Raw genomic sequence first — 11,924 nt, 5'->3', positions numbered from 1 at the left:
GGGCCGAGGGAGTCAACGGCTCCCGTGCCTTTTTCCCGTGGTTCACCCCGGTCTATCAACAACTGGTCTCGTTTCTCTTAAGGACCGGGGACCCCGAAATCCGCGAGGCGGCGCCAAGGGTTGGCGGCAGCCCACGGCGACGCCCGGGCGCGTCGTGCCCGGAAGCCGGTCAGGTCGATCATCTCAGAGCGGGACGAGACCCGCGCGAAGGGCGGGCATGGGCCAAAAACTAGGCTGTCCTGGTGACGCCCCGCAACAGGAACGATCGACCGCAAAGTGAACCGATCGTTACACGATGCAGCCACCCCCACCCGATCCACAGCCTGTCCGGCGGCAAGGTGCTGGAATCGTGACCGTTTCGTTGAAGCGACGTTGCGGGCGCCAAAAGATCCCTGCGAGCTCAACCACTTGTCGAGAACGGGGAGGGCCCGGGGGACAGCCCGTTGGAAACCGCCGCCGTGTCTCCCGCGCACTTGACAGCCGGGTCGCCTACTCCAGGCCACGGCAGCACCGTGATCTCGGGCCACAGCGCCCGGGCCCGTTCCGCCTTGGCGGCGTAGGCCGGCCCGTTGGCGATGGCGGGGTTGGGGCGCACGACCATTCCGAACAGGTCGGCGAGGCCGAACGGCGCGACGATCGAGAGCGCGTCGTCCGGCTCGAACCGCACCCCGACCGCGTGGACGATCGCCGCGTAGCGGGACAAGGCCGCATCGGCGCTCGGCAGGGGAGGGTAGGGGCTGCCGAAACGGCGCTCGAACCAGAGATGGACCCGGGCCTGGTTGCGGATCTCGACCGGGCCGACGCCACCCGCGAGAACCGGGGCCGCGCGTCGCAAGACCGCGTCCTCGGCGTCCCAGGACGGGTCGGAATCGAAGTAGATCAGGTCGTAGTCGCGGATGCCGTGCCCGCGCGGCCGCCCGGTCAAAACATTCCAGACCGTCTGGTAGAGGCAGCCGGCGACGAGGCGCCATTGCGGCAGGGCGAGGTCGCGGGCCTTCGCCAGGAGCGCCATCAGGTCGGGATCGGCCCGGACGATGGCGGCGAGCCGCTGCTGACGCTCCACCTCGTCGGAGCCTGTGCGAGCGGGCTTTTCGGTCGGCTGTGTGAACACGGCAGGGTGACCCTGTTCTCTCAACTCATCCCGAGGTGCGACCAACGGGAGCCTCGAAGGAGGGCTCCAGATGTCGCCGTGATCCCTGGAGCCCTCCTTCGAGGTCGGTCGATCTTCGATCGCGTGCGATCTGCGATCGCCAACACCTCAGGATGAGGTGAGAGGATAGGAGCGCCTGCTTTCCGGATCGCCGACTGACATGTGCGCTGGAACAGGCACTCCGTGTCACGCCCCGGTATATTCCGCCCACGACATCGGCGTCTCGAACACCTTGACCGAGGACAGGAGCGGCAGGGCCGGCCGGGTCTTCTCCCAGATCCAGACCGCGATGTGCTCGGCGGTCGGGTTCTCGAGGCCCGGCACCTCGTTGAGGCAGTAATGGTCGAGCCGCTCGAGCACCGGCCCGAAGGCGGCCTCGACGTCGAAGAAGTCGACGACCCAGCCGGTCTCGGGGTCGACCGGCCCGTCGAGGGTCAGCTCGACCCGGTAGGAATGGCCATGCATGCGGTGGCAGCGATGGGTCGCGGGCACGTTCGGCAGCCGGTGGGCGGCCTCGAACGTGAAGGCCTGGGTGATCTTCATCGGTCGTCTGTTCTGGAGATGGAGTTGGGCGGCCCCTTAGCACCGATGGGGCCGGCGGGCGAACCCGTGCGGGCCCGTGCGGCGGCTACGGGATCCCGATCAGCTTGTGGGTCTGCAGGCTGAGGCGCCAGCGGGCGTCGCGCAGGCAATGGGCCACCGCGGCCTGGGTGTTGGCGATCCGGTCGGGCCCGTCCATCGGCTGGAGCCAGAGGTGGCGGAAGTCGAGCTCGGCGAGTGCGTCCGGGTCGAGGCCGTCCTGCGGGTAGACGAGCTTCAGCTCGTGGCCGCCGGTGAGGCGCAGGGGCGCGCCGGCCTTGGGGCTGACGCAGATCCAGTCGATCCCCGCCGGGGCGGCCTGCGTGCCGTTCGTCTCCACCGCGACCTCGAAGCCGCGGGCATGCACGGCGGCGAGCAGGGCGTCGTCGAGCTGGAGCAGCGGCTCGCCGCCGGTGAACACCACGTAGCGCCGGCCCCGCGCCCCGTTCCAGGTCCGCTCGATCGCCTCGGCCAGGGCCTCCGCGTCGGGGAAGCGGCCGCCGCCGACGCCGTCGGTCCCGACGAAGTCGGTGTCGCAGAACCGGCAGGCGGCTTGCGCCCGGTCGGCCTCGCGGCCGCTCCACAGGTTGCAGCCGGAAAAGCGGCAGAACACCGAGGCGCGCCCGGCCTGGGCGCCCTCGCCCTGGAGGGTGTGGAAGATCTCCTTGACGGCGTAGCTCATGATGTCGGTCGTCGGGCGCCGCCTTGCGGCGTCGCGCGGTGCTCCCCTGTGGATCGAGACGGTCGCCCTGGCGTGTCAGATGCGGCCCGCGCCCGCAAGGGCGCCCGGCGCAGGGCCGGTGCGCGCGTCCCCCGCCTGTGGACGGGCCTGTGGGCGGCCGGGGGAGGGGTGGGCCGCCATCCTCCCGCCATGGATGTCGGGTTCATGGGCGCATCGCGCGGCGCTGTCAAAAGCTTCGCCGCTGCCCTACAATCACGACCGGTCCGCCGTGCGGTGCCCGGGGCGGCGCGATCGGACGGCCCGGAGCAAGGGGCCGGACGGTCGCGGGGCGCGCCGCGGGACGGCACCGGTACGACGGGAATCCATCGGAATGTTCAACGCTGCGCTGCTGCCGCGCCTCGCCGGACGCCTCCTCGGCCTCGGTGCTCTTCTGGCTGCCGGGACGGCGGGGGCGGTCACCGCGCCGATGCTGGTCGTCGACGTCGATTCCGGCAAGGTGATCTACAGCCAGGGCGCCACCGATCCGTGGTTCCCGGCCTCGATCACCAAGCTGATGACGACCTACGTCGCCCTCGACATGGTGCGCCAGGGCCGCGCCTCGATGGACCAGCTGCTCACCATCTCGGAGGCCGCCGCGGCCGAGCCGCCCTCCAAGATGGGCTTCAAGCCCGGCACGCAGCTCACCCTCGACAACGCGCTCAAGATCATCATGGTGAAGTCGGCCAACGACGTCGCCTGGGCGATCGGCGAGAATCTCGGCGGCTCGATCGACGGCTTCGCCGCGCAGATGAACGAGACCGCGCAGCGCCTCGGCATGCGCGACAGCCGCTGGACCAACCCCAACGGCCTCCCCGACCCGCGGCAATGGACCTCGGCCCGCGACATGGCGGTGCTCGGCCGGGCGCTGCTGCGCGACTTTCCCGAGAACCGCGACCTGTTCTCGATCTCGGCGATCCAGTTCGGCCGCGCCGTGATGCCGAACCACAACGGCCTGCTCGGCCGCTATGCCGGCGTCGACGGGATGAAGACCGGCTTCATCTGCTCGGGCGGCTTCAACGTGGTGGCGAGCGCCAACCGCAACGGCCGGCGCATCCTCACGGTGGTGATGGGCCAGGCGAGCGCCCGCGAGCGCGACCTGAAGGCCGCCGACCTGTTCGATTACGGCTTCGGCCAGTCGAGCTTCAGCTTCGGCGGCCAGACCCTCGCCGAGCTGCCGACCTCGCCGATCGCCACCCCGCCCGACATGCGGCCCTACATCTGCGACAAGCGCCGGCCGATGCCGACGGACGCGGATTCCGCGGCCCTCACCGCGAGCGCCGCGGCGGCCGGGGGCAATGCCGACAACGCCAACGCCCAGCTGATGGCCGCCGGGGCGCCGCCCTCCTCGGCCCTGGCCTTCGCCACCATGAACAGCGCGGCCCTGCGCAACCGCGCCCTGCCGCCGCGGGCGCCGCTGCAGCCGGTGCTGGTCTGGACCGGCCGCGACCCGGCCGAGAGCGCCATCGCGGCGACCGACGAGGCGGCGCCGGCGAAGCCCGTCGCCGCCAGGCCGGCGGCGCGGGTGAAGGTGGCCAAGCCCGTGCCGCAACGGCCCGCGCCGAGCCGCAGCATCGCGGCGACCGGCGCCACCGTGCCGCAGCCGAAGCTTCTCGCCCGCCACAAGGGCGCGGCGCCGGCCGCGGCCTCGGCCTTCGCCTCCACCGGTCCGTCCACCGCGGTGATCGCCGAGCCGAAGAGCCACAAGGCCGCGGCGAAGCCCGCCGCCAAGCAGGACGCCAAGCAGGATTCGAAGCCGGCGGCCAAGCCCGCCCCGAAGGCCGAGACCAAGCCGGCGGCCAAGCCCACCGTGAAGTCCGCCCGCAAGAAGGACGACTGATCCGGTGGCGTCCGGGCCGGTCTTCTGCCCGGACGTGGCCCTTGCCTATCGCCGCAGCCGCACCGTCTTCGCGCCGGGCGACGGGCTCGTCCTCGACGAATCCTACCGCCTGGCGCACCTGCCCCTGGTGGCGCCCGGCCACCCGGGCGTGATTCCGTCGCGGGAAGGCCGTCACTACGATCACGGGCGCCATCCCCGGGTCGTCTCGCTGGTGCTGCCGGTGCCGCAGGCGTCGCTTTCCGCCGCGCCGGCCTTCGCCGCGCTGGAACGGGAGCTGCGCGCCTCTCCCCTTGCCGGAAAGATCGCCTGGGACGTCGCCGCGCGCCGCGCGGATCGCCTGCACGCTACCCTGTGCGGCTCCCTGGCGGTCGGGCCCGACGCCGAGCCGTCGCTCACCGACGGGCAGCGGGCGGCCCTGGCGGCGCTCGGCCCGGTCGCGGTGGAGCTGCGGGGCCTCTTCTCGGGCAATGTCAATCTCGGCCGCCTCTATCTCCGGGTCTACCCGGAGCGCCGCGGCGGCACCGACATGCTGGCCGAGATCCAGCGGATCATGGGCCGGCCCCCGAGCGGCCTCTACGTCGTCGGCCTGCATGCCCTGACCGACGACCTCGACCCGGCCGAGGCCGCGTGCCTCAGCCGGTTGATCGACCGCTGGTGGGACCGGCCGATCCTGCGCCTCACGGTCGGGGCCCTGTGGCTGCTCTGGGCCACCGACGACCAGGTGCTCGACGGCGGCGTGCTGGCGACCGTGCCGCTCGCCGGTGGCGCGGCCTGAGCGACTGCCGGCGCTCCGCTCCCATCCCGCGGCAAGACCGGGGCTGGACCGGGCCTCGGCGGACGGGTCGGGACGGAGGGGCGCGGACGATCCGCCCTCAGGCCCGCCCCTGCACCGGCAGGTCGGCGAGTGCCGGCCGGGTCCGCTCGACGAGGGCCGCCGCCAGCATCGCCTCGAGCCGGATCAGGTCCTCGTCCGGCTCGGGTTGCCAGCCGCAGCCGCAGCGCGGCGCCGGGCCGTGCAGGGAGGCGATCTGGCGATAGAGCGCGCCGACGGTGCGGGCCGCGGCCTCGAGCGCGGCCATCGGCGGCAGCGGCCCCCGCTCGAGGGCGTCCCAGAAGGCCAGGGTCAGGGCCCGCTCCAGGGCCGATTGCGCCCGCATCTCGGCCTCGGCCCGCGAGCGCTCGTGCTGGTGGAAGGTCATCGTGCGCGCTCCGCCCCGCTCAGCAGGACGACGAGCCGCTCCCACGGCAGCCCGACCGGGGGCCATCCCTCGCGGAACAGGCCGGCACAGCCGTGAATCAGGATCAGCGCTCGCGCCATCGCGGCCTCCATCTCGGGTCGTGCCGGGGATCGGCACGCCCTCCATGCAGCAAGACATTCGCGGCGGCAAGATCATCGTGAAATATTGGAGGTTTTCTACATTGCGGCGAAAAACTATACTCTGATCCGAATTATGAAAATTCCAAACGGCGGGAAGGCGCCCCGGGGCGGATTGGCAGCGGCGCCGGGAGCGGCTACCTGGGGCGCCGATTGAATCCCGGAGACCGGCCCGATGTCCGACACCCCGCCCGACCGCCTGAGCACCGACCCGCGCAGCCCGTTCCACGACGCCGCCCTGCTCGAGCGCGGCGTCGGCGTGCGCTTCAAGGGCGTCGAGAAGACCAACGTCGAGGAATATTGCGTGAGCGAGGGCTGGGTGCGGCTCGCCGCCGGCAACGCCAAGGACCGCTTCGGCAACGCGATGACCGTGAAGCTGAAGGGCCCGGTCGAGCCCTATTTCCGCGCGCCCGAGGCTCCTACGGCCGAGTGATCTGCGCCCGAGTAAGCTCCGCCCGCAGGGACGCGAGGTCGAGGCGGCGGGTCACCATCCGCAGGGCGCCCGCCTCGTCCCGCGGCCATTCCGCCTCGGGGCGGTCGCGGTACAGCTCCACCCCGTTGCGGTCCGGGTCGTCGAGGTAGAGCGCCTCGCTCACGCCGTGGTCGCTGGCCCCGGTCAGCGGGATCCCGGCGGCGTCGAGGCGGGCCAGCGCGTCGGCGAGCGCCGCCCGCGTCGGGTAGAGGATCGCGACGTGGTAGAGCCCGGTGCTCCCGGGCGGCGGCGGCGACCCGCCGGCGCTGTCCCAGGTGTTGAGCCCGATATGGTGGTGGTAGCCGCCGGCCGACACGAAGGCGGCCTCCCGGCCGTAGCGCTGCATCAGCGTGAAACCGAGCACCCCGCAATAGAAGCCGAGCGCCCGGTCGAGGTCGGCCACCCGCAGGTGGACGTGCCCGATGCGGGCCTGCGGGTCGATCGGCGTCGTCATCGGGCTCTCCTCGGCGTCCGGGCCGGTGGGATCGCCCCCGCGGCCCGCGTAGACTGCCTCGGTTGCAAACCAGGTGGAATGCTGCATTTCGTCGGTTCACTTCACGCTCCCGGAGTGAGATCGCCCCCGTGCTCGACCGGCTGACCGCCATGCAGACCTTCGTGCGCGTCGCCGCGACCGGCAGCTTCTCGGCCGCCGCCCGGGCGCTCGGCCTGTCGCAGAGCGGCGTCACCAAGCACGTCGCCACCCTGGAGGAGCGCCTCGGCGCCCGGCTGCTGCACCGCTCGACCCGCCGCCTGACCCTGACCGAGGCCGGCCGGCGCTACCTCGAGGCGTGCGAGCGCATCCTCGCGGAGATCGACGAGGCCGAGGCGGAGGCCGGCGCCGAGGCGGCGGAGCCCCGCGGCACCCTGCGGCTCAACGTGCCGGTCTCGTTCGGCGTGCTGCAGGTCGCCCCGGCACTGGCCGAGTTCGCCCGCGCCCATCCCGGCCTCGCCGTCGAGCTCGGCCTCAACGACCGGCCGGTCGACCTGATCGAGGAGGGTTGGGACCTGGCGCTCCGGATCGGCCACCTGCGCGATTCGCGCCTCGTCGCCCGGGCGCTCGCCCCGTGCCGGATGCGCGTCTGCGCGGCGCCATCCTATCTCGCGGCGCGGGGCCGGCCCCGCCGCCCGGCGGAGCTGAGCGGCCATAACTGCCTCGGCTACACCCTCGCCAGCAGCGACGGCTGGCGCTTCGAGGGCGGTACCGTGGCGGTCGAGGGCTCGCTGCGCGCCTCGAACGGCGACGCGCTGGTGGCGGCCGCCGCCGCCGGGCTCGGGCTGATCTACCAGCCGACCTTCCTGGTCGCCGACGCCCTGCGCCGCGGCAGCCTGATGGCGCTCGATCTCGGGCCGATCCCGTCGCTGCCGCTGCACGCGGTCATGCCCTCGCGCCGCAATCCGCCCGCCAAGGTCCGGGCCCTGGTCGCGTTCGTGGCGGCCCGCTTCGCCGATCCGCCCTGGGACCGGGACCTGCCCGCCCCGCTCGGGGTCGATGCGCCGCTGCCCGGCGAGACCCTGGCGCCGCTGCCCGGCGAGGCCCTGGCGCCGCTGCCCGGCGAGGCCCCGGCGCCGATCGACGGGCCGTATCGGCCCGCGGAGGTCGACGCGTGAGCGAGCTCGAACGGGAAGGCGGCATCCCGGGCGGCCCGCAGCGGACCCTGGCCTTCGCGGATCGCGATTGGCTCCGGCTGCTCGAGGCCCATGGCCTGACCGGCACCTGGACCTGGACCTTCGCCACCGACGAGCAGACCTGGTCCCCCGGGCTCTTCCGCCTGCTCGGCCTCGAGCCGGGCGCGGCGAGGCCGGGCGGCGACCTGTTCTTCAACCTCGTCCATCCGGACGATCGTGCTCTCATCGAAGGCGGGGCGCAGGCGATGCGGGATGGCATCGTCACCAACTACCTCTTCCGGATAATCCGGTCGGACGGGTCGGTTCGCGTCCTGTCCAGCCACGGCACGGTCTACTTCACCCTCGACGGCCGACCGCGTACGGCGGCCGGCGTGCTGATGGACGTGACCGATCCCGAGCACATGGCGGCCCTGCATCGCGAGGAGCAGCGGCGCCGGCGGATCCTGTTCGAGCAGGCGCAGACCTGGCAGCACGCCTCGCCCTACACGAGGTCGTTCCGCCTCGCGTCGCGGGAGGTCCTGAGCCTCACCGGCCTGTCGCAGCAGGACTTCCACGAGAACTGGACCCGGATCTTCGTTCCCGAGGATCGCGCTCGGGCCCTCGCCACGATGGAGGCGGTGATTCCGACCGGCCGGCCCTTCTCGGCCGAGTACGCCCTCGCGCTCGCGGGAGGCGGATCGGCCAGGATCCGCAGCGTGTTCGTGCCGGTGCGCGGCGACGATGGCCGGATCGAGTCCTGGGCCAGCCTGAATTGCCGGGTCGGCGGATTCCGGCCGGCGGCGTCCGGAGCGGTGCGGCAGGGACTGGAGCAGGCGGTGCAGGCCTCGCACCTGCGCGCCGCCCGAGGCCTGCTCGGCTGGTCGATGGGCGACCTCGCCGGGGCGAGCGGCCTGTCGCTCTCGACCGTCCGACGCCTGGAGGAAGACGGCGAAGGGCCGGCGGCGCGAAGCCGCCACGCCGCGGTCGCCGCCCTGCGTCGGGCCGGCATCGGCTTCCTGCTGGTCGAGGGCAATACGCTGGCGGTCGCCAAGGTGCGGTGACGAGAGCTCTTTCCGGGCCCGGTACGGCTTGCCATATCTGACGTATGCCCGCCCCGAAGAAGCCCCGCCCATCGACCGGCAAGGCCTCGAAGCCCGAGCTGAAGCCGCTCGATCCCTTCCTCGCCGAGCTGCTGAACCCAGCGCTGAACCGCGACCGCCTGCCCACCGCCGCGCCGCCGCCGCCGCCCGAGCCGCCGAAGCGGGGCCGGCCGCGCAGGGACGTGGTGCAGGCCAAGCCCGTGGAGGCGAAGGCCGCCGACAAGCCCGCCCGCCGCGCCCGGCGCCCGGAGGCTGCAGGACCTGACGGTTTCGGCGAGGCGCCGCAGGCCGCCTTCGCGCACGGCACCGCGGCCGATGTCGAGCCGGCGCTCGCCCAGGCGCTCGGCCTGCGCGAGCCGGCGGCCGCCGGCGGCCTCGATCCGTCCGAGGCGGTGGAGGAACGCGGCTCGCTCGCGGCCGAGGGCGTCTCGGCGACGGTCGACGCGCTGACCAAGCTCCTCACCGAGGGCAACCCTCTGTTCAAGAACGGCGAGCTGTGGCGCCCGCACCGGCCCGAGCGGCCGCAGAAATCCGAGGGCGGCGTCCCGTTCCGGCTGAATTCCGAGTTCACCCCGGCCGGCGACCAGCCCCGCGCCATCGCCGAACTGGTGGCCGGCATCCAGGGCCAGGAGCGCGACCAGGTCCTGCTCGGGGTCACGGGCTCGGGCAAGACCTTCACGATGGCCAAGGTCATCGAGGAGACCCAGCGCCCGGCCCTGATCCTGGCTCCGAACAAGACCCTGGCGGCGCAGCTCTACGGCGAGTTCAAGAGCTTCTTCCCCGACAACGCTGTCGAGTACTTCGTCTCCTACTACGACTATTACCAGCCCGAGGCCTACGTCGCACGCTCCGACACCTTCATCGAGAAGGAATCGTCGATCAACGAGCAGATCGACCGGATGCGCCACTCCGCCACCCGGGCGCTCCTGGAGCGCGACGACGTCATCATCGTCGCCTCGGTGTCGTGCATCTACGGTATCGGCTCGGTCGAGACCTATACGGCGATGTCGTTCACCGTCAGCCTCGGCGAGAAGATCGAGCAGCGCCAGCTCGTCGCCGACCTGGTGGCGCTGCAATACAAGCGCATCCAGTCCGATTTCGCCCGCGGCACCTTCCGGGTGCGCGGCGACGTGATCGAGTTGTGGCCGGCCCACTTGGAGGATCGCGGCTGGCGCATCGGCCTGTTCGGCGACGAGATCGAGGCGATCTCGGAGTTCGATCCGCTCACCGGCAAGACCCTCAACACGCTCAAGTTCGTCAAGGTCTACGCCAACAGCCACTACGTCACGCCGCGCCCGACCCTCCAGCAGGCGGTCAAGGGCATCAAGGACGAGCTGAAGTGGCGGGTCGAGGAGCTGACCCGGATGGGCCGGCTGATCGAGGCCCAGCGTCTGGAACAGCGCTGCACCTTCGACCTCGAGATGATCGAGGCGACGGGGGCCTGCAACGGCATCGAGAATTATTCGCGCTACCTCACCGGCCGCAAGCCCGGCGAGCCGCCGCCGACCCTGTTCGAGTACCTGCCCGACAACGCCCTGGTCTTCACCGACGAGAGCCACGTCACGGTCTCGCAGATCGGCGGCATGTATCGGGGCGACTTCCGCCGCAAGGCGACGCTCGCCGAATACGGCTTCCGGCTGCCCTCCTGCCTCGACAACCGACCCTTGCGGTTCGAGGAATGGGACGCGATGCGCCCGCAATCGATCCACGTCTCGGCGACGCCGGCGAAGTGGGAGCTGGAGCAGACCGGCGGCGTCTTCGCCGAGCAGGTCATCCGCCCGACCGGTCTCGTCGATCCGGTCATCGAGGTGCGCCCGGCCCGCTCCCAGGTCGACGACCTCCTGGGAGAAGTGAAGGAGGTGGCGGCCGCCGGCTACCGCACGCTGGTGACGACGCTCACCAAGCGCATGGCCGAGGACCTGACCGAGTACCTGCACGAGAACGGCGTGCGGGTACGCTACATGCACTCGGACATCGACACGCTGGAGCGCATTGAGATCATCCGCGACCTGCGGCTGGGCGCCTTCGACGTCCTGATCGGCATCAACCTGCTGCGCGAGGGCCTCGACATCCCGGAATGCGCCCTCGTCGGCATCCTCGACGCCGACAAGGAGGGGTTTCTGCGCTCCGAGACCTCGCTGATCCAGACCATCGGCCGGGCCGCCCGCAACGCCGACGCCCGCTGCATCCTGTACGCCGACCACATCACCGGCTCGATGGAGCGGGCGATGGCCGAGACCGAACGCCGGCGCAAGAAGCAGCTCGCCTACAACGAGGAGCACGGCATCACGCCCCAGAGCGTGAAGCGCAACATCTCGGACATCCTGGAAAGCGTCTACGAGCGCGACCACGTCCAGGTCGATACGGGGCTCGCCAAGTCCGCCGTCACGGTCGGCCACAACCTCAAGGCGGTGATGGCCGACCTCGAGAAGCGGATGCGGACGGCGGCGGCCGACCTCGACTTCGAGGAGGCGGCGCGCCTGCGCGACGAGCTCAAGCGCCTGCAGGCGACCGAACTCGCCATCGCCGACGACCCGATGGCGGCCCAGGCCAATGTCGAGCGCGACGCCGGCCGCTTCGGCGCCAAGCGCAAGCGGCGCGGCTCCGAGCCCCTGGGATACGGCCCGGGCGGCAAGGGCACCTCCGACGAGGGCACCCGCATCCGCGAGCCCGACCTCGACGACATGGGCCCGGGCACCGACCGCGAGGTGCCGTTCTCCTACGCCGAGCGCCCCACCGGCCGCTCGACGCAAGGGTTCCCGGGCCAGAAGCCCAAGTACAAGGGCCGCAAGGGGCGGGGCTGAGGCTCGCCGGAAAGGCCGGCGCGGCGGACAGTCCCGCGGGCCGGACCCCGAGGCGGGACGCGCCTCGTCGTCCGGTCGACCCGCGTTCTTGCCCATCGGGCACGACGATCCGACGGCCGGGGCGGCGCAAGCCGGAGCCCCGGCCGTTCGCGTTCGGGCCACGCGGAAACCCGCCCTGGAAACGAGAACGGCCCCGGCGGGAAGTGCCGGGGCCGCGCCGCGACCGGGGGACTCAAGGGGGGAGCGTGCCCCCCGGTGCGGGATTCTCAGGGACCGTCCGG

At 72.1% G+C, this 11,924-nt stretch carries 11 protein-coding genes; 6 read left to right on the top strand and 5 right to left on the bottom strand.

Going from position 1 to position 11,924, the window contains the following annotated elements:
* Positions 1–400 precede the first annotated feature (400 nt).
* The 3 genes from BMX97_RS29430 to queE all read right to left on the bottom strand — a co-directional run bounded on the left by BMX97_RS29430 (position 401) and on the right by queE (position 2,411).
* Positions 401–1,063 carry a nucleotidyltransferase family protein gene (locus BMX97_RS29430; protein WP_244538706.1) on the bottom strand — a complete coding sequence of 221 codons (663 nt, stop codon included), beginning with the start codon at positions 1,061–1,063 and terminating at the stop codon, positions 401–403.
* 273 nt (positions 1,064–1,336) lie between these two features.
* Positions 1,337–1,693, bottom strand: coding sequence for a 6-carboxytetrahydropterin synthase QueD (gene queD, locus BMX97_RS29425; RefSeq protein WP_060849121.1), 357 nt, complete (start codon positions 1,691–1,693; stop codon positions 1,337–1,339).
* An 85-nt stretch (positions 1,694–1,778) separates the two neighbouring features.
* Positions 1,779–2,411, bottom strand: coding sequence for a 7-carboxy-7-deazaguanine synthase (gene queE / locus BMX97_RS29420; RefSeq protein ID WP_091754700.1), 633 nt, complete (start codon positions 2,409–2,411; stop codon positions 1,779–1,781).
* Between the two features lie 370 nt (positions 2,412–2,781).
* Here queE and BMX97_RS29415 point away from each other — a divergent pair, with 370 nt between their 5' ends.
* A complete protein-coding gene (locus BMX97_RS29415) occupies positions 2,782–4,287 on the top strand; it encodes a D-alanyl-D-alanine carboxypeptidase family protein (RefSeq protein WP_177202396.1) in 1,506 nt (501 codons plus the stop codon).
* Positions 4,288–4,291: 4 nt separating this feature from the next.
* Entirely contained in the window at positions 4,292–5,062 is a 771-nt protein-coding gene (locus BMX97_RS29410; RefSeq protein ID WP_091754699.1) for a hypothetical protein, read from the top strand.
* Between the two features lie 97 nt (positions 5,063–5,159).
* Here the strand turns inward: BMX97_RS29410 and BMX97_RS29405 are convergent, their stop codons facing one another.
* Positions 5,160–5,486: a hypothetical protein gene (locus tag BMX97_RS29405; RefSeq protein WP_091754698.1), complete on the bottom strand. Its 327-nt coding sequence runs from the start codon at positions 5,484–5,486 to the stop codon at positions 5,160–5,162.
* 351 nt (positions 5,487–5,837) lie between these two features.
* Here BMX97_RS29405 and BMX97_RS29400 point away from each other — a divergent pair, with 351 nt between their 5' ends.
* On the top strand, positions 5,838–6,095 hold the full coding sequence (locus BMX97_RS29400; RefSeq protein WP_060849118.1) for a DUF3297 family protein: 258 nt from the start codon (positions 5,838–5,840) through the stop codon (positions 6,093–6,095).
* On the opposite strand, the gene BMX97_RS29395 is transcribed toward BMX97_RS29400, so the two are convergent.
* Positions 6,082–6,588, bottom strand: coding sequence for a VOC family protein (locus BMX97_RS29395; RefSeq protein WP_091754716.1), 507 nt, complete (start codon positions 6,586–6,588; stop codon positions 6,082–6,084). The two genes, BMX97_RS29400 and BMX97_RS29395, sit on opposite strands and share 14 nt — an antisense overlap.
* Positions 6,589–6,716: 128 nt before the next feature.
* Between BMX97_RS29395 and BMX97_RS29390 the strand changes: the two genes are divergently transcribed.
* Genes BMX97_RS29390 through uvrB form a run of 3 tightly spaced genes read left to right on the top strand, consistent with a single transcriptional unit; the run spans position 6,717 to position 11,643 of the window.
* The gene (locus BMX97_RS29390; RefSeq protein ID WP_091754697.1) at positions 6,717–7,742 is read left to right on the top strand and encodes a LysR family transcriptional regulator; all 1,026 of its coding nucleotides are present in this window, start codon (positions 6,717–6,719) and stop codon (positions 7,740–7,742) included.
* Complete coding sequence (locus BMX97_RS29385) at positions 7,739–8,800, top strand: PAS domain-containing protein (protein ID WP_091754696.1); 1,062 nt, start codon at positions 7,739–7,741, stop codon at positions 8,798–8,800. The genes BMX97_RS29390 and BMX97_RS29385 overlap by 4 nt, the downstream gene beginning before the upstream one ends.
* Positions 8,801–8,844: 44 nt before the next feature.
* Positions 8,845–11,643, top strand: coding sequence for an excinuclease ABC subunit UvrB (gene uvrB, locus BMX97_RS29380; protein WP_091754695.1), 2,799 nt, complete (start codon positions 8,845–8,847; stop codon positions 11,641–11,643).
* The last annotated feature ends 281 nt before the right edge of the window (positions 11,644–11,924 follow it).

This window comes from Methylobacterium sp. ap11 (assembly GCF_900110515.1).
GTDB lineage: Bacteria > Pseudomonadota > Alphaproteobacteria > Rhizobiales > Beijerinckiaceae > Methylobacterium > Methylobacterium ajmalii.
This window is presented reverse-complemented; position numbering and strand designations above follow the sequence as displayed.

Bases quoted from the DNA above. Each gene is read 5' to 3' on its own strand.
- uvrB (WP_091754695.1), top strand. From the start codon at position 8,845: ATGCCCGCCCCGAAGAAGCCCCGCCCATCGACCGGCAAGGCCTCGAAG.
- BMX97_RS29395 (WP_091754716.1), bottom strand. From the start codon at position 6,588: ATGACGACGCCGATCGACCCGCAGGCCCGCATCGGGCACGTCCACCTG.
- BMX97_RS29405 (WP_091754698.1), bottom strand. From the start codon at position 5,486: ATGACCTTCCACCAGCACGAGCGCTCGCGGGCCGAGGCCGAGATGCGG.
- queE (WP_091754700.1), bottom strand. From the start codon at position 2,411: ATGAGCTACGCCGTCAAGGAGATCTTCCACACCCTCCAGGGCGAGGGC.
- queD (WP_060849121.1), bottom strand. From the start codon at position 1,693: ATGAAGATCACCCAGGCCTTCACGTTCGAGGCCGCCCACCGGCTGCCG.
- BMX97_RS29415 (WP_177202396.1), top strand. From the start codon at position 2,782: ATGTTCAACGCTGCGCTGCTGCCGCGCCTCGCCGGACGCCTCCTCGGC.
- BMX97_RS29400 (WP_060849118.1), top strand. From the start codon at position 5,838: ATGTCCGACACCCCGCCCGACCGCCTGAGCACCGACCCGCGCAGCCCG.